At 44.9% G+C, this 26,399-nt stretch carries 23 protein-coding genes; 10 read left to right on the top strand and 13 right to left on the bottom strand.

What is annotated here, in order from left to right:
* Positions 1 to 2: 2 nt before the first annotated feature.
* Positions 3 to 1,334 (bottom strand): L-lysine 6-transaminase, encoded by a 1,332-nt coding sequence (gene lat, locus ACEN82_RS03300; RefSeq protein ID WP_274987063.1) that lies wholly within the window; start codon positions 1,332 to 1,334, stop codon positions 3 to 5.
* 333 nt (positions 1,335 to 1,667) lie between these two features.
* On the opposite strand from lat, the gene ACEN82_RS03295 reads away from it, so the two are divergent.
* Positions 1,668 to 3,692, top strand: a complete 2,025-nt coding sequence (locus tag ACEN82_RS03295; RefSeq protein WP_413322649.1) for a PAS domain S-box protein — start codon at positions 1,668 to 1,670, stop codon at positions 3,690 to 3,692.
* A 155-nt stretch (positions 3,693 to 3,847) separates the two neighbouring features.
* Here the strand turns inward: ACEN82_RS03295 and ACEN82_RS03290 are convergent, their stop codons facing one another.
* Positions 3,848 to 4,744 (bottom strand): 1-aminocyclopropane-1-carboxylate deaminase/D-cysteine desulfhydrase, encoded by an 897-nt coding sequence (locus tag ACEN82_RS03290; protein WP_413322648.1) that lies wholly within the window; start codon positions 4,742 to 4,744, stop codon positions 3,848 to 3,850.
* A gap of 75 nt (positions 4,745 to 4,819) precedes the next feature.
* Here ACEN82_RS03290 and ACEN82_RS03285 point away from each other — a divergent pair, with 75 nt between their 5' ends.
* Together ACEN82_RS03285 and ACEN82_RS03280 are read left to right on the top strand one after the other, a co-directional pair.
* Positions 4,820 to 5,854, top strand: a complete 1,035-nt coding sequence (locus tag ACEN82_RS03285) for an RluA family pseudouridine synthase (protein WP_112653633.1) — start codon at positions 4,820 to 4,822, stop codon at positions 5,852 to 5,854.
* Positions 5,855 to 5,929: 75 nt separating this feature from the next.
* Positions 5,930 to 6,766 (top strand): aminotransferase class IV, encoded by an 837-nt coding sequence (locus tag ACEN82_RS03280; protein ID WP_129571377.1) that lies wholly within the window; start codon positions 5,930 to 5,932, stop codon positions 6,764 to 6,766.
* Between the two features lie 217 nt (positions 6,767 to 6,983).
* Here the strand turns inward: ACEN82_RS03280 and ACEN82_RS03275 are convergent, their stop codons facing one another.
* From ACEN82_RS03275 to ACEN82_RS03265, 3 genes are all read right to left on the bottom strand, one after another.
* On the bottom strand, positions 6,984 to 7,793 hold the full coding sequence (locus ACEN82_RS03275; RefSeq protein ID WP_413322647.1) for an N-acetylmuramoyl-L-alanine amidase family protein: 810 nt from the start codon (positions 7,791 to 7,793) through the stop codon (positions 6,984 to 6,986).
* A complete protein-coding gene (locus ACEN82_RS03270; RefSeq protein WP_090528187.1) occupies positions 7,790 to 8,236 on the bottom strand; it encodes a Fur family transcriptional regulator in 447 nt (148 codons plus the stop codon). Before ACEN82_RS03270 ends, ACEN82_RS03275 begins: the two co-directional genes overlap by 4 nt.
* Before the next feature lie 214 nt (positions 8,237 to 8,450).
* Positions 8,451 to 8,870 carry a MerC domain-containing protein gene (locus tag ACEN82_RS03265; protein ID WP_413322646.1) on the bottom strand — a complete coding sequence of 140 codons (420 nt, stop codon included), beginning with the start codon at positions 8,868 to 8,870 and terminating at the stop codon, positions 8,451 to 8,453.
* A gap of 144 nt (positions 8,871 to 9,014) precedes the next feature.
* Here ACEN82_RS03265 and ACEN82_RS03260 point away from each other — a divergent pair, with 144 nt between their 5' ends.
* Complete coding sequence (locus tag ACEN82_RS03260; RefSeq protein WP_413322645.1) at positions 9,015 to 9,653, top strand: phosphatase PAP2-related protein; 639 nt, start codon at positions 9,015 to 9,017, stop codon at positions 9,651 to 9,653.
* A gap of 19 nt (positions 9,654 to 9,672) precedes the next feature.
* Here ACEN82_RS03260 and ACEN82_RS03255 read toward each other — a convergent pair whose 3' ends face one another.
* The gene (locus ACEN82_RS03255; protein ID WP_413322644.1) at positions 9,673 to 11,187 is read right to left on the bottom strand and encodes a gluconokinase; all 1,515 of its coding nucleotides are present in this window, start codon (positions 11,185 to 11,187) and stop codon (positions 9,673 to 9,675) included.
* Positions 11,188 to 11,397: 210 nt separating this feature from the next.
* On the opposite strand from ACEN82_RS03255, the gene rhaT reads away from it, so the two are divergent.
* The 5 genes from rhaT (at position 11,398) to ACEN82_RS03230 (ending at position 18,455) form a co-directional block, all read left to right on the top strand.
* Complete coding sequence (gene rhaT, locus ACEN82_RS03250) at positions 11,398 to 12,534, top strand: L-rhamnose/proton symporter RhaT (protein ID WP_413322643.1); 1,137 nt, start codon at positions 11,398 to 11,400, stop codon at positions 12,532 to 12,534.
* 33 nt (positions 12,535 to 12,567) lie between these two features.
* Complete coding sequence (locus tag ACEN82_RS03245) at positions 12,568 to 14,688, top strand: bifunctional aldolase/short-chain dehydrogenase (protein WP_413322642.1); 2,121 nt, start codon at positions 12,568 to 12,570, stop codon at positions 14,686 to 14,688.
* A gap of 251 nt (positions 14,689 to 14,939) precedes the next feature.
* Positions 14,940 to 16,214 carry a sugar isomerase gene (locus ACEN82_RS03240; RefSeq protein ID WP_413322641.1) on the top strand — a complete coding sequence of 425 codons (1,275 nt, stop codon included), beginning with the start codon at positions 14,940 to 14,942 and terminating at the stop codon, positions 16,212 to 16,214.
* Positions 16,215 to 16,218: 4 nt separating this feature from the next.
* Positions 16,219 to 17,607: an FGGY-family carbohydrate kinase gene (locus tag ACEN82_RS03235; protein WP_413322640.1), complete on the top strand. Its 1,389-nt coding sequence runs from the start codon at positions 16,219 to 16,221 to the stop codon at positions 17,605 to 17,607.
* A gap of 68 nt (positions 17,608 to 17,675) precedes the next feature.
* Positions 17,676 to 18,455 (top strand): polysaccharide deacetylase family protein, encoded by a 780-nt coding sequence (locus tag ACEN82_RS03230; protein WP_413322639.1) that lies wholly within the window; start codon positions 17,676 to 17,678, stop codon positions 18,453 to 18,455.
* Between the two features lie 43 nt (positions 18,456 to 18,498).
* On the opposite strand, the gene ACEN82_RS03225 is transcribed toward ACEN82_RS03230, so the two are convergent.
* The 4 genes from ACEN82_RS03225 to ACEN82_RS03210 all read right to left on the bottom strand — a co-directional run bounded on the left by ACEN82_RS03225 (position 18,499) and on the right by ACEN82_RS03210 (position 22,437).
* Positions 18,499 to 19,359 (bottom strand): alpha/beta hydrolase, encoded by an 861-nt coding sequence (locus ACEN82_RS03225; RefSeq protein ID WP_413322638.1) that lies wholly within the window; start codon positions 19,357 to 19,359, stop codon positions 18,499 to 18,501.
* Between the two features lie 823 nt (positions 19,360 to 20,182).
* The gene (locus ACEN82_RS03220) at positions 20,183 to 21,031 is read right to left on the bottom strand and encodes a ThuA domain-containing protein (RefSeq protein WP_413322637.1); all 849 of its coding nucleotides are present in this window, start codon (positions 21,029 to 21,031) and stop codon (positions 20,183 to 20,185) included.
* Between the two features lie 247 nt (positions 21,032 to 21,278).
* The gene (locus ACEN82_RS03215) at positions 21,279 to 21,653 is read right to left on the bottom strand and encodes a DUF3037 domain-containing protein (RefSeq protein ID WP_090528220.1); all 375 of its coding nucleotides are present in this window, start codon (positions 21,651 to 21,653) and stop codon (positions 21,279 to 21,281) included.
* Complete coding sequence (locus ACEN82_RS03210; RefSeq protein WP_413322636.1) at positions 21,640 to 22,437, bottom strand: HipA family kinase; 798 nt, start codon at positions 22,435 to 22,437, stop codon at positions 21,640 to 21,642. The genes ACEN82_RS03215 and ACEN82_RS03210 overlap by 14 nt, the downstream gene beginning before the upstream one ends.
* Before the next feature lie 573 nt (positions 22,438 to 23,010).
* Here ACEN82_RS03210 and ACEN82_RS03205 point away from each other — a divergent pair.
* Positions 23,011 to 23,508 carry a DinB family protein gene (locus ACEN82_RS03205; protein ID WP_413322635.1) on the top strand — a complete coding sequence of 166 codons (498 nt, stop codon included), beginning with the start codon at positions 23,011 to 23,013 and terminating at the stop codon, positions 23,506 to 23,508.
* Between the two features lie 82 nt (positions 23,509 to 23,590).
* On the opposite strand, the gene ACEN82_RS03200 is transcribed toward ACEN82_RS03205, so the two are convergent.
* From ACEN82_RS03200 to ACEN82_RS03190, 3 genes are all read right to left on the bottom strand, one after another.
* Positions 23,591 to 23,797 carry a hypothetical protein gene (locus ACEN82_RS03200; protein ID WP_090528232.1) on the bottom strand — a complete coding sequence of 69 codons (207 nt, stop codon included), beginning with the start codon at positions 23,795 to 23,797 and terminating at the stop codon, positions 23,591 to 23,593.
* Positions 23,798 to 24,730: 933 nt separating this feature from the next.
* Positions 24,731 to 25,561 carry an amidohydrolase family protein gene (locus ACEN82_RS03195; protein WP_413322634.1) on the bottom strand — a complete coding sequence of 277 codons (831 nt, stop codon included), beginning with the start codon at positions 25,559 to 25,561 and terminating at the stop codon, positions 24,731 to 24,733.
* Positions 25,548 to 26,399, bottom strand: coding sequence for a fumarylacetoacetate hydrolase family protein (locus tag ACEN82_RS03190; protein WP_129571394.1), 852 nt, complete (start codon positions 26,397 to 26,399; stop codon positions 25,548 to 25,550). The genes ACEN82_RS03195 and ACEN82_RS03190 overlap by 14 nt, the downstream gene beginning before the upstream one ends.

Genomic DNA, 26,399 nt, shown 5'->3' with positions numbered 1-26,399 from the left:
TGTTATAAAGTGACCGAAAGCTGTTCAAGCATGTCAAGGCCTGTATCAATGTGGCTTTTTTCGATGATCAGCGCGGGGCGGAAACGCACACTCCTTTCGCCGCAGCCAAGGTACATAATATTATTATCAAAACCTTTTTTAATAAAGCTGTCTCTTATTGCTTTGTCCGGAAAATCAAAGGCAGTAAGCAGTCCTTTCCCCCGCACATTACTTATAACCGGGTGCCGTTCGGCAATTTCACTCAAGCCGTTTTGCAGGTACTCACCCATTACCGTCGCATTATCACAAAGGTTATCCTCCTCAATGATTTCCATTATTTTTGACGAGCGCACCATATCAACCAAACTACCGCCCCAGGTTGAGTTGATACGCGATGATACTTTAAATACATTATCTTCAACCTCATCAATGCGCCTGCCAGCCAATATGCCGCAAACCTGCATTTTTTTACCAAAGGCAATGATATCCGGGCGCGCCTTTTCTCCAAAGTGTTGATGACACCAGAATTTTCCGGTTAAACCAACACCTGTTTGCACCTCATCATATACCAGCAATGCCTCGTACTCATCGGCAAGCTCACGCAGTTTTTCCAAAAACTCCTTGCGTACATGGTTATCGCCTCCTTCTGATTGCACAGGTTCAATTATTATGGCGCATATATCATCCTTATTATCTTCAAATGCTTTCCTGATCTGTGCTACCGATAATTGCTCCCTCTTTAACAGATCTTCATGATTGGCGTCGCTATAAGGGAAATTCATATAAGGTACAGACACCCGCGGCCAGTCAAACTTGGCAAACCACTTGGTTTTATTTGGCAAGGTATTGGTAAGGCTCAGGGTATAACCCGATCGGCCGTGAAAAGCATGCTCAAAGTGCAATACTTTAAAACCTTTTTCCTTAGTATACCCCCTGGCAAAGTTTTTCTGCACTTTCCAGTCCATAGCTACTTTCAGCGCATTTTCGATAGCCAGCGCACCACCGGAAATGAAAAAAGCATGCGGCAGGTATTCCGGGATCCCTATCCTGTCAAATGTTTCAACAAACTGGGCGTATTGCGTAGTGTAGATATCTGAATTTGACGGGTTGGTTAAAGCCGCAAGCATAAGGTTTTTCTTAAACTCCTCGTCGTTCAGCATTTTGGGATGGTTATAGCCCAAAGGCACCGAAGCAAAGCAGGTAAAAAAGTCAAGCAGCGTACGATTATATTTTGCATCATAAATATAAACACCCTTACTTTTTTCCATATCAAAAGTGAGGTCGAATCCATCGGCCAGTACATGCTTTTGAAGCGATGCCTGGACATCCTGCGGAGAAACAAGTAGGTTGTACATATTAATTTGGTTTATTACAAATTTAGTAAAAACCGCCTAAAATCAAAATTTAAGCGGTTTTTGAACCGATTGACAAAAAAGTAACTTTAAATTGTTTAAAGTTACTTTTTGTACCAAACTCAAAACCGGTACACCTGCTTCAACCACCGTATTCATAAAAAAACGCAGCCGAAATTTGCATTTTCCGCCCGGTTAACATCAAATTTCTCCTCCTGCGAACCTGAATTGCAACGGGATAGTTTAATAAAATTTTCTTTTTAATTAATTTAACATAGATTGATTATTTTAATATTAAATTAGTGGCAGATACAACCAAAGGGGATATTTATAACCATGGGAGAAGAGCCATTATCTGCCGGCCACTCAAAACCGGTCCCAAAAGTAACATTTAACGATAGTACCGACTGGGATTTACTTGAAGACCTGCCCGTTGCAGTTTATACCTGCGATAAAGAGGGCTATATAACCTCTTTTAACAAGGCGGCAATAAAGCTTTGGGGAAAAACGCCTGAAACCAATAAAGACAAGTGGTATGTAAACTGGGAGATATTTACCTCCGACGGTATACTATTAGCTCCCGATGAAACACCAACGGGTAAAGTATTAAAATACGGCAAGGCTATAGAGCAGGAGGAAATACTTATTAAACGTCCCAATGGAAGTGTAAGCTATATATTATCCAACCCCAAGCCCCGTTTTAATGAAAATGGCGAACTGGCAGGCGCCGCAAATACATTGATAGATATTACCGAACAAAAAAATGCCGAATCGAAGCAAGGAATGCTGGCTTCTATCATTGAATCATCAGAAGATGCGATTGTAAGTAAAAACCTTGATGGTGTAATTACCAGCTGGAACGGAGCGGCCCAACGTTTATTTGGTTATACAGAAGACGAGATCATAGGCAAGCATATCACGGTTTTGATACCGGAAGACCGTTATGATGAAGAAGAAATGATCATTAATAAAATACGGGCCAACGAACGGATAGAACATTTTGAAACCATACGTAAAACAAAAAACGGCGAGGAAATACAAATTTCGCTTACCATATCTCCCATAAGAAACAACAGCAATAAGGTAATAGGGGCTTCAAAAATAATCCGCGATATAGGCAGGCAAAAAAAATCAGAAGAAAGATTACAACAATATGCCGAACGCCTGGAGATCTTAAACTCCATAGGACAGGTTATTTCGGCCGAGTTGGATATTCAAAATATCCTGCAAAAAGTTACCGATGCCACTACCCAGCTTTGCGGAGCGCAGTTTGGCGCTTTTTTTCACAACCAGGTTAACGAGCAGGGCGAATCATATATGCTGTTCACGCTTTCGGGCGCTCCGCGTGAGGCATTTGAAAAATTTGGCATGCCACGTAATACGGCAGTCTTTCACCCTACTTTCAGCGGTGAGGGAACGGTAAGGGTTGATGATATAACCAAAGACCCACGCTACGGAAAAAATGCACCACATTTTGGCCAGCCTAAAGGGCACCTGCCGGTGGTGAGCTACCTCGCTGTTCCAGTAAGGGGCAAATCGGGCGAGGTGATTGGCGGGTTATTTTTTGGACACGAACAACCGGCCAGGTTTACCAGGGAGCACGAGCAGCTTGTTTTGGCTGTTGCCGCCCAGGCGGCGGTAGCACTTGATAACGCCAAACTTTATGAAAATATTAAAGAGCTTAATGAAAAAAAGGATGAGTTTATAGGGCTTGCAAGCCATGAGCTAAAAACACCGGTCACCAGTTTAAAGGGTTACCTGCAAATCATTGCCCGTAACCTCCCCCCGGATGATAAAAGCAAAGTACTTGCCAACAGGGCATTGGAACAGGTGGGCAAATTAACCACCCTGATATCAGATTTGCTTGATGTTACCAAAATCCAGACCGGTAAACTGCCTTTTACTTATGCCGATTTTGATGTGATCAAACTGCTTACCGAATTGAGGGAGATCCTGCAACAAACCGGTCCCTCTCATCAGCTCCTTTTAAATTTACCTGCCGGAGAATTAATTATCCATGCTGATAGCCAGCGTATTGAGCAGGTTGTCATTAACCTGGTAACCAACGCCGTTAAATATTCGCCAAAGGCAGATAAAGTGATCATCGAAGCCCTTGTTATCAACAACAAATTCAGGGTATCGGTACAGGATTTTGGTATCGGCATCCAGCCCGATCAACTAGAACGGGTGTTTTCACGTTTTTACCGCGTTGAGAACCTCGCCTCTCACATGTCGGGGTTAGGAATTGGCCTGTACATTTGCCAGGAAATTGTTAACCGGCACCAGGGCAGGCTTTGGGTTGAAAGCACTTACGGCGAAGGGTCAACCTTCCATTTTGAGATCCCGATAAACACGAATTGAAATTTATGCACGAATGCTTAGCGTATTATTGAGCAATTAGAACGAATTACACGAATTAGTTGGTTCGTGTAAATTCGGACGCATTTGTGAAATTAGTGCTATTTAATTCCAATTCGTGAAAATTCGACCTCATTCGTGTAATTAGTGTTGATTAATTAGTGTTGATTAAACTTTTCTTTCATTCCCAATAATCCCCAAATGCCCCCGCTATGAATAGCCAGGATTTTACTGCCGGGTTTAAAGTGCCCTTTGCTTATTAAATCATATAGGGCATACATCATTTTACCGGTGTATACAGGTTCTATCAATATCCCTGTTGCAGCAACAAATTGTTTAATGAAACTGATGAGCTCGTCATTTGCTTTGCCATAGCCTCCAAAGTGGTAACCCGTATGTATGTTATAATCTGCCTGGGCAGTTAAGAACCGGTCTATCTCCTCTTTAATAAAACCACCGTTTTTAAATACCGGCACCGCGTTGAACTTTGTTTTAAGCTGATGACCATTTAATCCATTAATGATACCAGCCGCTGTTGTACCGGTACCGCAGGCACAAAAAATGTGGTCGTAGGTTTCGGTTAGTTCGTTAACCAGTTCGCTGCAGCCTTTGGCCCCTTCGGCAGATGCGCCGCCTTCATCAATAAAAAAAGCCTGTTCATCATTACCAAAATACCGATTAAACAGAGCAAGTTTATCACGATAGCTTTCGCGATCGGTAAACTGCAGTTCCATACCATGCAGGCGGCATAAAAACAAGGTATCGTTATCAACCTCCTCGCCCCGCACTATGCCTGTAGCTTTAAAGCCAAACTTTGCGGCAGCCGCGGCTGTGGACATCAGGTGGTTGGAGTAAGCGCCGCCAAAGGTTACGAGGTGTGTTTTGCCTTCGGCTTGAGCCTGTTTAAGCACATATTTAAGCTTACGCCATTTATTGCCAGATATCATTGGATGGATCAGGTCATCGCGCTTGATAAAAACTTTTACGCCGTGGTCATCAAACAGGGGGTTACTGATTTGCTGTACCGGGCTAAAAATTTCAAGCTCAATGTTCATAAAATAATACGGCGTTAATGCTATTGCAATATTACGTTTAACCTACCATAAAAAACGATTACTTTTGCGCCTCAAATGGCACACGAACCCGAACTTATTGAGCAGGAAGAACAGGACTTGTACGAACACTTACGCGTAGTGGTTGACAAGGGCCAATCGCTTTTGCGGATTGATAAATTTTTGATGCACCGCGTGGAGAATGCTTCGCGCAACCGTATCCAAAATGCTATTGAGCTTGGCAATGTGCTGGTGAACGATAAAACCATCAAATCGAGCTATAAAGTAAAGCCGCTTGATGTGATCTCGGTAGTGCTGCCCCACCCGCCCCGTGATACCGAAGTATATCCCGAAAACATCCCCATCAATATTATTTATGAAGATGATGATGTATTGGTGGTTGATAAGGAAGCCGGTATGGTGGTTCATCCCGGCTATAACAATTACACGGGCACGTTGGTGAATGCGCTGGTTTACCATTTTCAGCAATTGCCAACCCTGCCGGGCAACGACGGCAGGCCGGGGCTGGTGCATCGCATTGACAAGGATACTTCAGGCCTGCTGCTTATCAGCAAAAATGAACGTGCCATGAACTGGCTGGCTAAGCAGTTTTTTGAGCATACCATCACCCGTAAATATATAGCGCTTGCCTGGGGCGATTTACCTGAAGATGGCACCGTTACCGGCTATATTGGCCGCAGTGTGGCCGACAGGCGGGTAATGTCGATATATGATGATCCTGAAAAAGGAAAATGGTCTGTAACGCATTATAAAGTTTTAGAGCGAATGGGTTACGTTACCCTGATTGAGTGCCAGCTGGAAACCGGCCGTACCCATCAGATCAGGGCGCATATGAAGCATATCGGTCACCCCTTGTTTAGCGACGCCACTTACGGCGGTGATAAAATTTTAAAGGGCACCATGTTCAGCAAGTACAAACAGTTTGTTGAAAATTGTTTTGAGCTGATGCCACGGCAAGCCCTGCATGCACAAACACTGGGCTTTTTACATCCTACATTAAAAAAGCAGGTGCATTTTGAATCGCCGCTGCCGGCTGATTTTGAGGCCGTACTTGCAAAATGGCGAAAGTACAGCGATACAGATACGAAATAACAGACGTTAGATAGAAGAGCAACAATACCCGGTAATTATTAACAACACGATCAAATTATAATATCTATCCGTCCTATGATGCCCGTATTCATCAATTTTAACGGCGAATATCTCCCCCAAAACACACCATTGCTTACCATTGGTAACAGGGGCTTTAAATATGGCGACGGCCTGTTTGAAAGCATGCGACTAATGAAAGGGAAACTGAAATTTGCCGAACTGCATGCCGACCGCCTTCAGCGGGGCATGAAAGCCCTTAAAATTGATGGTTATTCGCAAATGGATACCTGGTTCCTGAACGAAATAGTTAGTGAGCTTGCCCGCAGGAATAAAGTTAAACATGGCAGGCTGCGCCTGACAGTTTACCGCGATGCCGAAGGCTTGTATACCCCTACTCAAAATAAAATGGGTTATTGCCTGGAGCTAACCCCATCCGAAGAGCCCCGGTATTTTTTGAATGAGAAGGGCCTGATCATGGATGTGTTTACGGAACTGCCCAAACCGTCCAACTATCTGTCGAACATTAAAACATGCAATTCGCTTATTTATGTAATGGCGGGTTTGTACAAAACTCAAAACAAGCTGGATGATGTTTTTCTGTTGAACCAAAGCGGTAACTTATGCGAAGCCAGCAGTTCCAATATTTTCATCAATTATCAAAACCACTTATATACCCCGGCGCTAAGCGAGGGCTGCGTTGAAGGTGTAATGCGCCAGGTAGTGATCAAACTGGCAAAAGAAAACAACATTGATATCACCGAAGCCCAGATCAACCCTGATATTTTATACGAGGCCGATGAAGTATTTTTAACCAACGCCACCCGCGGCATTCAAACCGTTATGGGTTTTGGGGTAAGGCGCTATTTTAATCAGTACAGCAAGGTATTGATGGATGAGTTGAATAAACTATAAGCTAAACATATTTTAATAAGAAACGTCATTTCTACGGACCAACGAGGGGCAAAGCGCCGGATTGAAGAGAAATCCTATAGCCCATGCGTTTCGTTCATGCTTGTGATGTATAAGATCTTTCACCGTGTCGGCCTGCTTTCACCATTCACTCGACAAATGGGTTTTACCGTAACGGAAGATTAGGCTTTCAGCTTTAGGCATTCGGCTTTAAGCTTTTTTATGCCCCTATTGCCTTCCTGTAATTTCGAAGTGCCCTGATGATCGTCATTACAATTTCGTGCTGCCCTTCGTCCGAGTTAAGGTACTCCTCTTCTTCGGGGTTATTAATGAAACCGGTTTCTATCAATACAGCAGGCATAGCACTATGGGCCAGCACCAATACCCCCTGTTCTTTTACACCATTACTTTCGCGACCGTCAACGCCGGTAAACTCATCGTCAAGCAAATCACCAAAACGGATACTTTGCTTACGGTATTTTTGAATATAAGCATTCAGTACGATCAGGTTTGAAGGATCGCTTTCATCATAGCTCTCGTAGTTCTGTTTGTAATCCTTTTCCTGGAAAATAGAAGCATTTTCGCGTACTGCCTCTTCCTGCTCCTTAAGGCGGTGGAAACCGTATACCAGCATCAGTACACCTTTTTGCTTGTGTGCACGTGCGGCAGTGCCCTCGGGCGATGAATTGCAATGGATGGAAATAAACAGGTTGCCATGGTTTTGATTAGCAATAGCCGAGCGTTGGTTTAGCGGGATAAAGGTATCATCGGCACGGGTAAGGATAGCGTTAACATCAGTAATGGCCGTATCAAGAGCTGCCTTGAGCTTCAGGGCTATTGACAGGGTTACATTTTTCTCAAATGAATGTGAGCCACGCGCCCCGGCATCCTTGCCGCCATGCCCGGCATCAATAACAACCGTTTTAAACCTAAAAGTTGTAACAGCAGGTATAGTGTCTTTTTGCTGCGCGAATGAATTTTGAAACAGGAATAACAGGATGATCATCCCGGGCAAAGTGATATATTTCATTTTTTCACCGCCTTTTTACTGCACCTGGGGCATAAGCCATGAGCATACAGGGTAAAGCCATGCGACTCAAAACCCGCTGGAAGATCTATCGCGGGCAGGTTCATATCATTGAGGCAATATACATTTTTGCACTGGGTACAATTAAAATGCAGGTGTTCGTCATGGTGGTCATGCTCATTACAGCTTGATGAGCAAAGGGCATAATTTGCCGTACCGTTTAAATCAAATACTTTATGGATGATCCCTTTTTCTTCAAAAGCATTGAGGATCCGGTAAAGGGTAACCCTGTCGATATCATGCATCAGGTTCTCCAGGTCGGGCTGCGAGGTAGCCGAATGCCTTGACGACATCATGGATAAAACCCGCAGCCTGGGCGCGGTTTTTTTCAGGTGATGCTTATCAAGCAGGTGCTCAAAATGATGTATATCGCGGGTTTGTGTCATGTATTAATTGGGTAATAATTATAAGGCCGCTAATTTAATAATGGTACGTATAATATACGCCATTAGTTGCCGGCTTTTATAACGGTAATTTTTATCGGCTTAGTATGGCGGTTTGATACAGCCGGGGCACCATGCTTTTCATGATTACAAGCCGGACTCAAAAAGCAGTTGAACAGCAAAAACGCATAAAAGAATTTCCTTTGGCGCTTATCCGTTACTCAACCTTTTTAAGGTTATATGTTTTATGATCATGGTTGCAGGCACCGGTATACCTATAATTTACATAATGCGCGGCGGCTATCAGCAAGCCTCCAACAGGAACTATCATAGCCTCGGATTTTCCTGTTGTTGTAAACACGTGCCCTCCCATGATGATAACAAAACCTGATACAAGCATAAATAGTGGAACTGAACGGCGATGAGTACGCCGGTAAGATAAGCCTATAGAATACACTCCTATCACCAGGGCGAAAATGATCATTCCCCACTCTACCCAGGCGTTAGCCAAAAAACTAAGGCCCACCAACGGCAAACTGGTAAACAGCAAAGGCACTACCGCACAATGGATAGCACAAAGCGTTGAAGCGGTGATACCAATATTATCCAGCCGGGGTGAAAGCTTTTGAAAATCCATGCCGCAAATATAAACAAGTTAATGCAACACAATTGCATTTGTTTTCACTATCCATATTTGAGTTTATTAAATTAACAAATACCTGACAATTACTTAATATTAACCAGCAAACTGTATTTTTGCAGGCTTTTAAAAAAACACAGATTGAATTTAGCCTCCATTTATCATATAAAACAGCTTTGGCAGAGCGCCTACGATACCCGGGCCAGCAAGCTCAAGTTACTGGGCGCCACTATGGTCATAGTCATCATCATTAACCTGCTACCGTCTTTTTTCAAGTACATCGAAAAAAGGCAGGAAGGTGTTGTACTTAATGATTGGGTATTGGCCCATTTACCCTCTTACGATCTTTCAGTCCCGATTTTTATACTCATCTGGAGCATGGGCCTGCTCATGATGTGGCGGGCGCTTTATAACCCGAGGGTATGTATCACTTATATCTGGACATTGAATTTTGTCTGTATTGCCCGGTTTATTACTATCGGCCTGGTCAAGCTCAATCCGCCAGTGGGCCTTGTCCCGCTTATTGACCCAAGCACAAGCGTGTTTTACGGGCATACGTTTATCACCAAAGACCTGTTTTTTTCGGGACACACGGCAACCATGGTACTTGTGTACCTCCACCTGCAAAAGCGAACAGATAAGCTGATCGCATTAATTTGCGCAATAGTATTGGTAGTATTACTGTTGATACAGCATATTCATTACACTATTGATGTAGTGGCCGCGCCATTTTTTGTATATGGTTGCTGGAGATTGGTTAAGTGGCTGGGGCTGGAATGATAACTTTTTTAATCCGGCTTCACTCCCATCCATCCACCAAATGCATGCTGTCCTTTAAATCACTGTACAGCTTTTTAAATACCGGGAACATTTTGCTGTATACTTCATGATTTTTAGTATTTGGTTCGATAAAATCCTGTTGTTCAACACGGGTAAGCATGCCATAACTTTCAGGATATAACACCCGTGCAGCGAGATAAATGGCGCCGAGTGCCGATGAATCTTCAGACTGAAGCACTGCGAGCCTTTTCCCGGTGATATCTGCCAGTACCTGTGTCCATACTGCCGAACTGGTAAAACCACCACTGATATTAACTTGTGTAATCCCGCCCGATGCATCTTCCAATGTTTTAAGCACATCATTCAGCGCAAAGCAAATGCCTTCAAGCCCCGCACGTAAAAAGTGCGACCGGGTATGTGCCGGTTTGATATTAAAAAATGTACCGCTGGCTTTGGTATCCCAGAGCGGAGCACGTTCGCCGTACAGGTAGGGTAAAAATATAAGTCCGTTGCTGCCGGCAGGCGTGGTTGCTATCTCATTAAATAAAGCGTCATAATCAGCAACGGTAAGGTTATCCTTTTGCAAAAAGTTTTTGAGCAGCCAGTTTACCGCTATACCTCCGTTATTTACCGCTCCGCCACATACATAAGTCTGCTCATCAAGCAGGTAATTAAAAACCATGGCTTCGTAATTGTAAACCGGTTTCGGGCTGGTAATGCGCACCGCGCCACTGGTGCCTATAGTAAGCGCCGCTACATCCGGGCCGGTAGTGTGGCTGCCTAAATTAGCACATGCCCCATCACTTGCCCCTATAACAAACGGGGTACCGGCATTTATCCCGGTTAATGCAGCTACTTCGGGCCTGATATTGTTACGGTAATAAGTGGTATTAACCGGGGCTGATAATTTTGAAGCCGTGATACCGGTGAGTGCAAGAGCCTCATCATTCCATTCTTTGGTTACAATATTAAACAATCCTGCAGCCGACGCAATGGAATAATCAACCTCAAAAACACCAAAAAGCCTGAACCAGATAAACTCCTTTATCGAAATGAATTTATGGGCGGCTTCAAAGATCTCACTTTGATTATCACGCAGCCACAGCAACTTATTTAAGGGCGACATGGCATGGATCGCAGTGCCGCAGTTATGATAAAGGCGTTCACCTTTTTCCGTTGCACGCAATGCCTGCGCGATGCTCTCGCTCCGCGCATCTGCCCAGGTCATCATAGGCAGCAGCGCTTCGCCATGCTCATCAACCGGAATTATACTATGCATAGCGCTACTCAGGCTCACGGCCTGCGGAGCGGCGCCCAATTTAGCAGTAATACCCGCAAGGCATTTTACAAAAGCGTCCCAAATCAACAGCGGATCCTGTTCGCTGTAACCGGGCTCGGGGCTATTAATGGGGTAATGACTGGATACTGTACCTAATGGTTCGCCCGTTAAACTTACCGCTACGGCCTTTGTACTGCCGGTGCCAATATCAATGCCTAAAATATATGCCTGCATGGAGATGTATTTGATTGCCAAAATAATAAAGAGAACCGGGATTGTCAGAATCAGAATTTACAGAATTTTTGAATTAGCAGAATACTCTACAGAGATTTCCTATTCTGAAAATCTTATAATTCTGTAAATTCTGATTCAGATGAAATTACGGTCACATCCATGACAGCAAAGGACAGTTCCGGCATTTAAATTATCTACATTAGCCTTACCAATATAAACCAATCAGAGAATATGCAAGTAATTTTAGGGGTCATCTTCCATTTTATCGGTGGCTTTGCTTCGGGGAGCTTTTACATCCCCTACAAAAAAATAAAAGGCTGGGCCTGGGAAAGCTACTGGATAGTAGGCGGCATTTTTTCCTGGCTCATTGTGCCACCGCTGGCAGCATGGCTTACTATTCCCGGCTTTGCCGATATTATAAGCCATACGGATACTGCTACCCTTGGCTGGACGTACCTTATGGGACTGCTGTGGGGCATTGGCGGTTTAACATATGGATTAGGGGTACGCTACTTGGGAGTATCGCTGGGTAGCACCATTATCCTGGGCTTATGCTCGGTTTTTGGGTCGATAATTCCATCGGTGTATTATGACCTTTTCCCGAAAGAGGGAAAAGATACTTTTACGCTGATGCTGCACAGCGGATGGGGGCAGATGGTTTTATTGGGCATTGTGCTTTGTGTAGTGGGCATTATTATATGCGGTAAAGCAGGTATGATGAAAGAGAAAGAACTGTCGGCCGATAAAACCATAGCCCAGGAAAATAAGGATTACCGCTTTGGTTTAGGTATACTGGTGGCGGTAGTTTCGGGGATCCTGAGCGCTTGTTTCAACTTCGGTATTGAAGCCGGAAAACCAATGGCCGATACCGCTAACCAGATCTGGCAGGCGGCGCATCCGGGACAGGGAAATTTCCTGTTTTCAAACAATGTAACCTATATTATTATACTATGGGGCGGCTTAACCACTAACTTTATATGGTGTATGGTGCTAAACGCACGCAATAAAACGTTTGATAATTATACCGATAAAAAAACACCCCTGCTTAAAAACTATCTGTTTGCGGCACTGGCCGGCACAACCTGGTTTTTACAGTTCTTTTTTTACGGTATGGGCGAAAGCAAAATGGGGAATGGCGCCAGCTCCTGGATCCTGCACATGGCTTTCATTATCCTGATAGCTAATACGTGGGGCCTGGTACTTAAAGAGTGGAAAGGCGTAAGTAAAAAAGCATTCGCAACGGTAATAGCCGGTATAGCTGTAATTGTAATATCGGTACTGGTTGTAGGATATGGGAATAAGATAAAACCCGAAAAACCGACAGTAAAAGCCGAATTAACTAAGCCAACGATAAAAGCAAATCAATAATTCATTAACTCAATAATTCAACAATTAAAATATATGTCGTCGAAAACAACTGAATTTAAACACGTAAGCTATTTGTGGGATGAAGCAAAAGCCGCCGAACTGGCGGGCGATGAAGTAGCCCTGCTCATATACCGCTCCAACCTTTTGGGTGCCGATCTGCGCCTTACCAACTATGGTGGTGGTAACACATCATGCAAGTTGATGAGTAAAGATCCGCTTACCGGCAATGATGTTGAGGTAATGTGGATCAAAGGCTCGGGCGGTGATATTGGCACGTTGAAAAAGAGCGGCTTGGCAGCCCTTTATGTTGATCGCTTACGCAGCCTTAAAAACATCTATCGCGGTGTTGAATTTGAGGATGAGATGGTTGAATTATTTAACCATTGCATCTACGATCTTAACTCGAAAGCGCCATCTATTGATACGCCGCTTCACGGCTTCCTGCCATTCAAACACATCGATCACCTCCACCCTGATGCTGCCATCGCCATCGCGGCAGCAAAAGATGGTAAAAAAATAACCCAGGAGCTTTTTAACGGCACCATCGGCTGGGTTGAATGGAAAAAACCAGGCTTTGAATTAGGGCTTCAATTAAAACAGTGCCTTGACGAAAATCCAGGCATCCGCGGTATTATGCTGGGCTCGCATGGTTTATTCACCTGGGGCGATACAGCTTACGAAAGCTATATGAACACGCTTGAGGTTATTGAGCGCTGTGCTGAATACCTGGAAGAAAACTACGGTAAAAAAGGCCCTGTTTTCGGTGGCCAAAAAGTGGAAAGTTTGGACGAGACCGGCCGTAAAAAACAGGTTGCTGCCCTTGCACCGGTATTGCGCGGTTTTTGTTCAAGCTACAGGCACATGGTTGGTCATTTTACGGATGATGCCCGCGTATTGGAGTTCATCAACTCCAATGATCTTGACCGTTTGGCTCCATTGGGTACCAGTTGCCCCGATCACTTCCTGCGTACCAAGATCAGTCCGCTGGTGCTTGACCTTGCACCGGGTGAAGACCTGAGCGACGTTACCGCTTTAAAAGCACGTTTGGCTCCTGCCTTTGAGGCTTACCGCCAAATGTATACTGATTATTACAATACCTGTAAGCATGATAACAGCCCGGCTATCAGGAATACCAACCCGGTGATCATCCTGTATCCGGGCGTCGGCTTATTCTCTTTCTCGAAAGATAAACAGACTGCCCGTGTTGCTGCCGAGTTTTATACCAACGCCATCAACGTAATGAAAGGTGCTGAAGCAATTTCGGAATACACTTCTCTCCCGCGCCAGGAAGCGTTTGATATTGAGTACTGGTTATTGGAAGAAGCCAAACTACAGCGTATGCCTAAACCAAAAGCCTTATCAGGTAAAATTGCCCTGATCACCGGCAGTGCTGGTGGTATAGGTAAAGCTATCGCCAAAAAATTTGTTGATGAAGGCGCTGTAGTTATTCTGAATGACATGAACGCCGAGCGTTTGGAAGGTGCAGGTGAAGAGTTCAAAAAACAATACGGTAAAGATTCATACACCACAGCCGTACTTGACGTAACCAAAGCCGAGCAGATCAACGAAGCGCTTGAAATTGCTGCTTTAGCTTTTGGCGGCGTTGATATTGTGGTGAACAACGCCGGCTTATCCATCTCTAAATCAATTGCCGACCATACTGAAAAAGACTGGGACTTATTGTACGATGTATTGGTTAAAGGCCAGTTCTTTATTACCCAGGCTGCAGTTGCTGTGATGAAAAAACAAGACATTGGCGGCGACATTATCAACATTGTAAGCAAAAACGCCTTAGTGAGCGGACCGAACAACGCCGGTTACGGCTCGGCAAAATCTGCCCAGTTACACCTGAGCAGACTGAACGCGGCCGAGCTTGGCACCGATAAAATCCGTGTGAACGTTGTTAACCCGGATGCCGTAATCAGCGACAGCAACATTTGGGCCGGCGGATGGGCCGAAGGCCGTGCTAAAGCTTACGGCGTTACCGTGGATGAACTACCAGCCTACTATGCAAAACGCACATTATTGAACGAGGTAATACTACCTGCCGATATTGCCAATGCCTGTTTCGCCTTTACCGGCGGCTTGCTTAACAAATCAACTGGTAACGTGTTGAATGTTGATGGCGGCGTGGCGATGGCGTTTGTGCGGTAGTTAGTTCATGGTTGATAGATCATGGTTCATGGTCATCGCTTAAGATAAATTAAGAAGCGTTGGGTTGCGCGATTCCCTCCCTTGGGAGGGTGTAGGGAGGGGTTTCTTCGATAAGCTTATTAATTAAGCAAGGCGTATAACCCCTCCCTGCCAATGCACAGCCCTACGCGCCCCTCCCGAAGGAGGGAACAAAATAAACTTAGCAAGTTTAAGCGTCCACGCTTGAACTTGCTTTATAACCAATACCAATTATGCAGTTAGAAAAATATAAAATTGATGAAGCCAATCATCAGCAACTGAAAGATCATCAGCGCAAGTTTGATTTTGTTGCCGGTGACGTAAAAAACCTGGATACTATCCTGCAAAAATTAATTGATTTTAATATTGCTATACCAAGCTGGGCTTTAGGTACCGGCGGTACACGTTTCGGCAGATTTTCGGGCGGTGGTGAACCCCGCAGCCTGGAAGAAAAAATTGAAGACGTGGGCTTGATCCATGCACTTAACCGCAGCAGCAACTCTATTTCGCTGCACATTCCCTGGGATATCCCATCCAATGCCTCTGCTATCAAAGCCCATGCAGCACAATTGGGTTTGCATTTTGACGCGGTTAACTCCAATACTTTCCAGGATCAGCCATCACAGGAGCTGAGCTACAAATTTGGCTCATTGCACCATGTAGATAAAGCGGTACGCAAGCAGGCTGTTGCCCATAATATCGAGGTTATTAAATACGGTGTTGAACTTGATTCAAAAGCATTATCGGTTTGGCTGTCGGACGGATCGAACTTTCCCGGTCAGTTGAATATGCGCGGCGCGTTTGAACGCACTTTAGAAAGCTTACAGGAAATTTATGAGGCCCTGCCTGATGACTGGAAAGTTTGGGTTGAGTATAAACCTTACGAGCCTAACTTCTACTCAACCACTATTGGCGATTGGGGTCAATCTTACCTGCTATCATCAAAACTGGGGCAAAAAGCGCAGACATTAGTTGATCTTGGTCATCACTTACAGGGGGTAAACATTGAGCAGATAGTTTCATTACTGCTGATGGAAGGCAAACTGGCCGGTTTCCACTTTAATGATTCAAAATATGGTGATGATGACCTTACTGTAGGCAGCATCAACCCATACCAGTTGTTCCTGATCTTTAACGAACTGGTAGAAGGTATGGACGCCCGCGGCATGACACACGCCACTTCTATAGGCTGGATGATCGATGCTTCACACAATGTAAAAGATCCGATTGAAGATTTGCTGCAATCTGTTGAGGCTATTAAAATAGCTTATGCGCAAGCATTGTTGGTGGATACCCCTGCGTTGGTACAGGCACAACAGGATAACGACGTAGTACAAGCCCAGGAAATATTGCAGCAAGCTTATCGCACAGACGTTCGGCCGTTATTGGCCGAAGCCCGCTTAAGGGCAGGCGGTGCGCTGAACCCGCTGGCAGTTTACAGGCAGCAAACTATCAGGCAGCAACTGATAAACGAAAGAGGAGCAAAAGCAGTATCAACCGGATTGTAAGCCTATGGAGCCGATACCTGTTATAGCCGTTTTTGATGTGGGTAAAACCAACAAGAAGCTGTTCCTGTTCGATGAGAACTACAAGATAGTTTTTGAACGGACAGCCCGCTTCCTGGAAACCCACGACGAAGATGGAGACGCATGTGAAAACCTCGACAGCCTCAGGTTATCGGTGTTTGACTCATTGCGCGAAATTTTTAAGCATAAGGAGTTTGATCTTAAAGCAGTCAACTTTTCAACTTACGGTGCCAGCTTTGTTTATGTTGATGAACACGGCAAACCGCTTACCCCACTGTATAATTACCTTAAGCCATATCCGCCTGAACTGAGCAGGCAGTTTTATGAAAACTATGGCGACGAAGCCAGGTTTGCTTTAGAGACCGCCTCGCCGGTTTTGGGCAACCTTAATTCGGGATTACAGTTATACAGGCTTAAATATCAACAGCCCGAAGTGTTTAAGCGGATAAAGTATGCCTTACACCTACCCCAGTATATGAGCTATCTTATCAGCGGGCAAATGGTGAGCGACTTAACCAGTATCGGCTGCCATACTACCCTTTGGGATTTCGCTAAAAACACCTATCACAACTGGCTTAATGATGAAGGGATCTTGTCCAAGATGGCACCTCTGCATCCCGCGGATAGCGTACTTCCGGCCGAGTTTCCGGGCAGCACTTATAAAGTTGGTATTGGGTTGCACGATAGTTCGGCAGCGCTGATCCCTTACCTCGTTAGCTTTAATATGCCCTTTGTGCTGATCTCTACGGGTACCTGGTCAATCAGTCTTAACCCTTTTAACCAAACATCGCTTACGGCTGATGAGCTGAAGCATGATTGTCTTAACTACCTGCAATACAAAGGCAGCCCGGTGAAAGCCTCACGCTTGTTTACGGGTTATGAATATGAGCAGCAAGTAAAAAGAATAGCCGCCCATTTTAACCAGGACGAGATCAGGTATCGTACCATAAATTATGATCTTGCAATTGCAGCCCGGTTAAATAATCAGCCGTCACTACAGGCAAATGAAAATGACGACCAGTTACAGAAATCGGCATTTGAGCAACGCGACTTAAACAGTTTTGCCGATGATGTTGAAGCTTACCACCAACTCATGATTGATATTATTGCCCAGCAAACCATATCAACCAATTATGTTTTAAACGGCTGTACGGTAAAGCGCATTTTTGTAGATGGCGGCTTTAGTAAAAACAGTGTCTTCATGCACCTGCTGGCGCTGGCCTTCCCTCATTTGGAAGTTTACGCCGCGTCGATGGCGCAGGCAACTGCCGTAGGTACGGCATTGGCTATTCATCATGCCTGGAATACCAAAACACTGCCGCATGACCTGATCGAGCTAAAATATTATTCGGGGGTGCAGAGCGAGGTATGTTAAAATTATGAAGAGATCCGGTTATCAACCGGATTTTTTTATTTTAGGCCAATTAATCCAAAGCCCTCGTCATGAAAAAATTAGCGCTGTTTCTGTTATTGCTCAACTTTTTATTTGTTGCCAACGCGCAGCAAACCAAACGCAAAAAAGCCATCATTGTGCTTACATATGATGACGGGCTAACTTCGCAGCTAAACATTGCCATTCCGCAGCTGGATTCGGCACATCTTACCGCCACCTTCTTTTTAACCGGAAACATGACCGAAGCTTCATTACCCCGCTGGCGCCAGGCAGGTGAAAAAGGTTACGAACTCGCTAACCACACTTTGTACCATCCGTGCCTGCTAAATGTAAAAACTAATCCTGCCGACAATTCGGCCAATTATACCCCATATATCATGGTGCGCGAAATAAAGGAAATGAACACCCTGCTTTTTGCCCTTGATGGTAAAACCGGCGGCCGCACTTATGCCTACCCCTGCACTGAACTTGAAGTTGGCGGCGTGAACTATGTTGATACCCTGCGTAAAGCAGGCCTCGCAAAATACGCCCGTATAGGTGGCGGACCGGATGCTGTGATCACTGATTTTAAAAACCTCGACCCATTAAAAGTGCCCTCATGGGGCGTAACAGGCAACCCGGTAACCGGCGATGCCCTGATAGATTTTGTAAAGAAAGTACAACAAAGCGGCGGACTGGGCATCTTCATGTTTCACGGTGTAGGCGGCGATTACCTGGTTACCCCCGCAGATGCGCACAGGAAGCTGTTAGCATATTTAAAGGCACACCGAAACGAAATTGAAGTGACAACTTTTATGAAAGCCATGGATGAGGTGATGGCCGCTAAATAGTTTTATGAGAGCTAAAAGCGGAAGGCTTAAAGCTTAAAGCAATTTATGTAAAATAAGCTATCAGACTAACGAGATCTGATATAACAAGTTCATCTTTAATAATGCGTTCATGACCGGGGCCCTGGTATACTTTGGTTTCAACTTCGGGATGAGCGATAAGGAAGTTTTCCAGGAATGCGAAGGGTGCAACTTTATCATCCGGGTCATAGGCTAACCAATGCTTCCCGACCAGCCCGGCAGGATATAAATTATGAAGTGTAAAATCCGAAGCCTCCATATCAAACAGTGCCCCAAAATCAGTAAAGAATTGATCCTGTAAACCCGGGGCTACTTCGGCCGCGTTCAGGCTGGCTATAAAATTCTCTTTCAGATTAATCAACGGGGCAATGCTGATGAGCAAGGCAGGCTGAATAGCCGTTTCCTTAATAGCGATGGCATTGGCCATTGCACCTAACGAGTGACCAATGAGCACATCGGGTGTGCCAAAGGTTTTGATTACCGCTGTTGCAGCTTTAGCAAAGAGCAAGAGGTTTGACAGCTCCCCCTCCGAGCTGCCATTACCCGGTGCATCAAAAGCTATTACCTGCACATCATTAATGTTTTTTAAAGCCGTGATAAGCTCGGCAAAGTCGGCGGCTTTTGAGCCCCAGCCGTGGGTGATAAGTATTTTGCGTTTCCCCTTTCCCCAGGTAAACCCATTGAACTTTAAAGTAGATTTGGCAAAATGAGGATCGTCTACTTCAAGCGTAAATGCTTTGGCTTCATCAAGCAAAAGTTGCTGCTGCAGGCGGACCGGCATTTTAGGCGAATAACAGATCAATTGCCATAGCAAGTTAACCATACCAGGCGCTTCGGCGCCATTAAGAGATTTTACCTGGTTAAATACCGTTTTTAACTTTTTCATAAGCGAGGCAGGATTTCGCCTGTAAAATAAGCAAAAGGCCTTTAAAATATACCAATAGGTATTTTATTTACATTGTCCCGACGAAGTCCTGCATTCCAATTGTAACAAAACGGGTGTCCCAATTTTTTGATTCCCCATAAAAATTTAAAAATCCTGCCGGCGTTATTTTTCCGGAAAACTGGAGTGTTCCAAATTCTGAATGTAAAAACGCGGTACACCCATTTTATGAAACACGTTGATATTCAATATTTTAACCATTTGCCTGAAATATTATTAAAATACTGATAATCAACGCTTAAAACTATAAAGAGTTTAAAATACGTTTTTTCGAAAGTTTAAAATTAGTAGCATTTAAAAGTGTAATTTTTGCTGATTTTTTAGCGTTTTTTGGAGAAAAAAGCCAAATGGAGGCTTTATCTGTCTTACATACTGACAAAGTAGCGACACCATTTTTATGGTCTGTTTTTCCGATAGTTTTTTGCGCCCTGATACGCAGGAATTTCTTGCCTGTGACCGGGAGCGATAGACGCTCCATCCATGACCATGTTCAGGCGTGGACGCCATAACCACTACCTAAGGGATTAATTTAGCGTAAGCGCTTTAAAATCCCCTCTTGAGAGGAGACGCGGTGGGAAAGAGCGGGAGCAGGGGTGTGTTATACAAGCGATAAGCCGCACGTAGAATAACACACCCCTCCGCCCCTCTCAAGAGGGGAATCGCACATTCCCCCACTTTTGAAGAGTTTTTTTCTTAAGTTACGGTTCAGGCGTGGACGCCTAAACCCACGTAAAAATAAAACTTCCGCTTCAGTGGGCTGGTGACACTATTTCCCTCTGCCTAACCAAAGCAGCGAATTGATGATCAGCTTATCAACATCGGCATTTTCAAAAGTTTGAGAAAGCTCTTTGTTGGTGCCGCCGTCATAGTCCATATCGTTATGGCCGATGTTGAAATAAACCATGCGGTAATTTTTATTAGTCCAGGCTACGGGGTAGTAACCGCTATGCCAGATCTCGTGTTGCTTTGGGCCTGTACCCAAGGGAAAACTTGTTGAATCAACCGCCAGCAGGATATCGATATTAGGATTTTTGCGAAGATCGTGTTCCCAGCGGTACCATTCGTTAGGGTTGGTTTTAAAAGTGATGGGCAGGCCTTTGGTTACCGGATGATTAGCATCCTGAACTCTTAAAATGGCCGAAGTTGGGTGCCAGGTATTGCTCACATATTGTCCCGAACCGAGGAACTCGTTATGGTACCAGTCCCAGTTTTGCGGAAAGTCCGAAGGTGTAAGCGCGAAGGCCGAAAAATGGAACCCCATCCATGCGCCACCCTTTTTCATATACTGTTCAAAAGCCGCACGTTGTTCGGGGTTATCAGTGCGGGTGTCTAAAAATATTACTACCTGGTATTTGGCCAAAAACTCAGGGTTCATATTTGCCCAGTTATTGGTACTGTCGTAGGTAAAATTGTACTTTTTAGCTATTTTAGGAAACCAGCGATTAGCCTCGTGCACAAAGCTGATATGTGCCAGGTCGCTCCGGCCGGTGTAAAAGGCTATTACTTTGAATTTTTTTTTGCTTTGGGCGTTGGTACTTATGGCTGTAAAAACCGCCATAATGAAAACGACAGCAAGCAGCATGGCCCTGTTTATCAGATTTCGGTTGATGTTCATATCCCTGCATTTATAATTGTGCTTATAAAACTAATGGATTTGATTTTATGATGAGGGAGAAATGGCGTGATGAGAGGTAATGTAGTGTTAAGCTAATGTTCTTGCGCTCGTTTGCAACGAGTGCTTAATATGGTTTGGCGATTGTATCGCCTGTGCGTTGTAAACGCAAACCCAGCTACGCACTCGTTACAAACGAGCGCGAGTTTTTTGTCTTCCCCTTTGCCTGTGTCCTCACGGGCAAATATCATCACAACACCATCTGCTCAAACAACCTGTTCAGCGTTGCCTCCGCATCAGCAGTCATACCCGGATGTACTTTTGATGCCTGTACCACTGTGCTGCGTGTAGCCGTAAGCCAGCGGAAGCGTGAGGGCTGATCTAATTGGGCTATTGGCCCTGCATCTTTTTCGCCATTGCAAATCCGCTCAAGCGAATTGATATTTTCCTTCAGGCAATCCAGGTCAAGGTCACCGCAAAAGGCAGCTAATCTTGCGTCATCAGCCTTGAACAATACCTTTAGAAACTTTTGTTTGGGACAAAACAGGATCACCCCTATATTGATAAACTCTTCGCGCTCCACCCTTGGTACAACGCGGATTATGGCGTACTCAAATACCTGCATATAGGGCTTGTTTTGCGGCGTTAACAAATACTTCTGAAGCGGTCAGCCGGGTTATTAAAAACTCCGCGTATATATTTCGTACCTCATCAGGCGTTTCTTCAAAATCGCGGTAGGTGATCCACTCGTCGGGAATCAACGCAACTACATCACGGATCTTTTCGGGCGTTAGGATTGCTTTAAATTCAGCATCAACCGTGTCCAGTTGGTTGGCGCGGGGCAGCAGCACATGGTCTTTCACCTGTAAAAACGGGCGGGTAGCCATTTCCTGCCAGTTGTTCCATGAGTGATGAAAATACAGCGCGGCGCCGTTATCAATCATCCACAATTCTTTATGCCATATCAGCATATTGGTATTACGGGCGGTACGGTCTACATTGGTAAGCAAACAATCGAACCAAACTATTTGCGAAGCCAGTTTGCCATCAACAATAGTTACCGCCGGATCAAAAGTAATAGCGCCCGACAAATAATGCAGCGCCAGGTTAAGCCCCACACTAAACTTCAGCAGGTCCTGGATCTCTTCATCAGCTTCCGAACGGCCGAAGGCTTCGTCTAAATTGGCAAACACCAGCTCAGGGACCTTGAAACCTAACAGGCGCGCTATTTCGCCGCCAATAAGTTCGGCAATGAGGGCTTTTACCCCCTGGCCTGCCCCACGGAACTTTAGTACATATAAAAATTCGTCATCGGCTTCGGCAATAGCCGGTAATGACCCGCCCTCGCGCAAAGGCGTTACGTAACGGATCACGTTAACGGTGCGGAGCTGTGGTGGTGTGTAGTTCATAGTTTAAATTAGCAAAAGCCAGCGTTAGGGATTGCAGCGGATACCGGCCCTGAGCGTAATGCCTGCAGGCGTATGAGCGGAAAGCCCGGGCCGCAGGCAACGCCCAATTAAATGAGCTGAGGTTTTAAACAACATACATTCGCCGCTCATTTGCCGCGGTGGCTGTTACTTTTGTCTTGATACAAAAGTAACCAAAAAATCAAGTCAGCAGAGAGGTTTCTTTGCCCACAGTCCGCCCTCCATGCCTCGCCATGCCTTTGCCCTGCAAAACAGGCAGAACCACGGCTGCTAAATTTTGCTTGGCCTTACCCGTTTCCTCTCCCGGCAAAATTCGCTAATGCCTTTGCAGCCACACAAGCCCACCATTGTTCTGCCTGCTTTCACCCGAAACTTATCTGCTGACGGAAAAGTTCCGTTTTATATAATCATTTATCTAAAAAAGAGAATCCGATTAATCCTCTAATCCTAAAAATCACGGTTCAGAAAAATAATATTACCCTCCCCGGTCCCTGCTGACATAGGGCTGTCATTACCCCTCCGTTACTTTACATCATAAAACAAACAACAACACTTATGGACACTTTGAAATCGTTATTGCAAGAGATGGAGCAGGAAGCTCAAACCACCGAAAAAATGCTGAGCCGCATCCCCGACGATAAATACCAGTGGAAACCGCATCCTAAAAGCATGACCATTGAACAGCTATCTACCCATATTGCTGAACTGCCTACCTGGGTTACTATTACCTTAAATACCGATGAACTGGATTTTGCCACTGTACCTTACGAGCCTAAAAAAGTAAGCGGCACTGCCGATTTGCTGAAATTATTTGAAGACTCACTGGCCGACGGCTATTCGAGCCTGCAAAAAGCTGACGTTAGTACGTTTGATAAAATCTGGACGCTCCGTAATGGCGAACAGATCCTTAATCAGCGGACAAAAGCAGAAGTGATCAGGATGACTTACTGCCAGATTGTACACCACAGGGCACAGTTGGGAGTTTATTTACGTTTGCTGGATATCCCGATACCGGGCAGCTACGGCCCAAGCGCGGATGAGAAGGGTTTCTGAAAAAACAGGAGTAATAAGTTCAGTTTTTAAATACAAAAGCAAAGCGGGCAAAAGCGTGCTTTGCTTTTGTATGTTTTTGCACTCAACTACGGTGCTTTGACAGCTTGCCTGTGTTTATTTCTTCAAGGAAGCCATTTTCATTAATAGCATATCGGGCCTCAGAGGTATCGGTATCTATCTTGTAATTAACGGTCTTTACTTTTTTGTTCCTGATCCTTTTGCCAAATATGAACATCGGCAAAATGAAAACCGCAAGCAGGACTACAACTTGTAACAGGGTTGTGTACATAACGTCTAACATAAAAATTTAAGTCTGATTGGTATCCATATAACGTTATCGGGAGAGAAATGGTTCGCCTTTTTAATGTTATTTTATACCCATCATGTGTACATACAGCTAAATGTGTGCCACACTTATATCTGACGCTCTGTGTTACCTTAATATTACATTTATGCTGATATTTAATTGATTTATAATTAAATGCACCAAACACTGCGCTATCATATTGATAATAGAGCCTATCGTTTTGAAATAAATAATATACAGTACAGTTTAGTGATTTTAGTACAGTGGCGAAGTATCGTAAAAGAGCGAAATTTGATGAGATTAAGACTTATCAAACCATGTCATATCGATGGCGCTTTTTATTTGTTTTTAAACAGCCTCTGAAATGGACAGGATTTTAAATAGCCGGAGATATTTCAAGAGAAATCCAATAAATCCGTATAATCCGCCCAAATCCCGGTTCAGAACATGGGCGTTGCCTGCGGCCCGTGCTATACGCTCATACTGCACAGACATTAGCCACAAGGCCGGTATCCGCTACTATCACTAACGCGCCCCGCGCACCATCTTTAAATGTATTTTACAAATTATTACGATTTTTCCCGGGGAGCCGTGGGGGTTATCCAATGACATAAATTACAAGCGTTCGTGAGGATACCAGAAGTGTTCGGAAGATTTTTAATTCCCTCCCCTGGGAGGGGTGCGGCTGGATTTCGTGGTGGCAGGGAGGGGTTTATACTTCATTTCGGGCGAATAAGTCTGTGAATGAAACCCCTCCCTACACCCTCCCAAGGGAGGGAATCGCACAATCCTCGCTTTTTTTATTTCTTCCGAACACTTCTGGTGAGGACACGAACGCCGGGTAATGAATTAATTTAACCTCTCCGATCCGTGTCCCCACGGATCGCCTGTCATTTACATCAACAGTAACACCAGCTACAAGCTGTAAAAAGCAGTCGCGTTCCCGCCAAAAAACAACTCCTTCTCTGTAGCGGAAAGTCTTTCAGCATACAGGTCCATTACCTCCATTGTTTTTTCATAGCCTCCGGCCAGGAGGCAAACGGGCCAGTCGGAGCCAAACATTACCCGGTTGATACCGAAAGCGTTGAATACAATATCGATATAAGGGATAAAATCAGCTGCCGGGGTGTTGTCCCAGTCCGCCTCGGTGAGCAGGGCCGATACCTTGCAGGATACATTGGGATAGCTTGCCAGCTTTTCGATATCCTGTTTCCAGCCATCTATTTTCCCGGCTTTGATGTAGGGCTTGGCCATGTGGTCAAGCACAAACTTTTGATCCGGGAATTCGCCTACCAACTGTGCGGCATACGGCAAATGGTTCGGAAAGATGAGGATATCATAAGTATATCCGTGTTTGCCCAAAGCTGCTATACCTTTTTTAAATGCCGGATCAAGCATGTATTGCTCGTCGGGCTCCGACTGCAGGATATGCCGGAAGCCTTTAAGCTTTTCATATTTTTTAAAATGATGCAGGCGGTCTTCCAGGTCATCGGCTTTCAAATCTATCCAGCCTACTACCCCTTTGATGAAGGGGTTAACGGATGCCAGATCTAACAGAAATTCCGTTTCCTTTTCCGACTGATCGGCCTGAACGGCGACACTGCCATCCATGCCGCGTTTTTGCAGCACAGGTAACAGGTCTTCGGGATAAAAATCCCGGCCTATTACCTGCATGTCTTCAGTGATCCAGCTGTCCCTTACCGGGTTATATTGCCAGAAATGCTGATGTGCATCAATTTTTAGCATAAGCTATCAGATTTTGTTTTGATTCGCCCAGGCCTTCAATGCCTAATTCTACCACGTCGCCTGCTTTTAGGTAGATCGGCGGCTTCATGCCCAAGCCAACCCCTGCAGGTGTACCTGTCGAGATAATATCGCCCGGCAGCAGGGTCATGAACTGGCTTGTATACGAGATCAGGTGCGGCAGGTTAAATATAAAGTTTGAGGTAGTACCGTCCTGCATGGTTTCGCCGTTAACTTTTAGCCACAGCCGCAGGTTATGCGGATCGGCAATTTCATCAGGTGTAGCTAAAAACGGGCCAAGCGGTGCAAAGGTATCACAGCCTTTACCTTTATCCCAGGTGCCGTTACGCTCCAGTTGAAATTCACGCTCGCTTACGTCATTGTGCAGTACGTAACCAGCAACGTAGTCCATAGCCTCGGCTTCTTCCACATACGATGCTTTTTTGCCGATAACCACAGCCAGTTCCACTTCCCAATCGGTTTTTACGGAGTTTTTAGGGATCATGATATCATCAAACGGACCAACAATAGCGGTGGTTGCTTTCATAAAGATCACCGGCTCGGGTGGCAGTGGTGCATTGGTTTCTTTGGCATGGTCGGCATAGTTTAAACCAATACAAACCAGTTTTGAAGGACGCACGATAGGACTTCCTAAGCGTACATCATCGGCAACTTCGGGCAGTAAGTTATCTTTTATAAAATCAGCAAGGCGGCTAAGTCCGTCAGTTTCAAAAAACTGTTCGGTGTAATCTTCGCCAAAGGCCGATACATCATATCTTTTATCGTTTTGTATAATTCCCGGCTTCTCTTTCCCAATCTCGCCAAATCGTATAAGTTTCAT

The sequence above is a fragment of the Mucilaginibacter sp. Mucisp73 genome (assembly GCF_059491465.1).
This window is presented reverse-complemented; position numbering and strand designations above follow the sequence as displayed.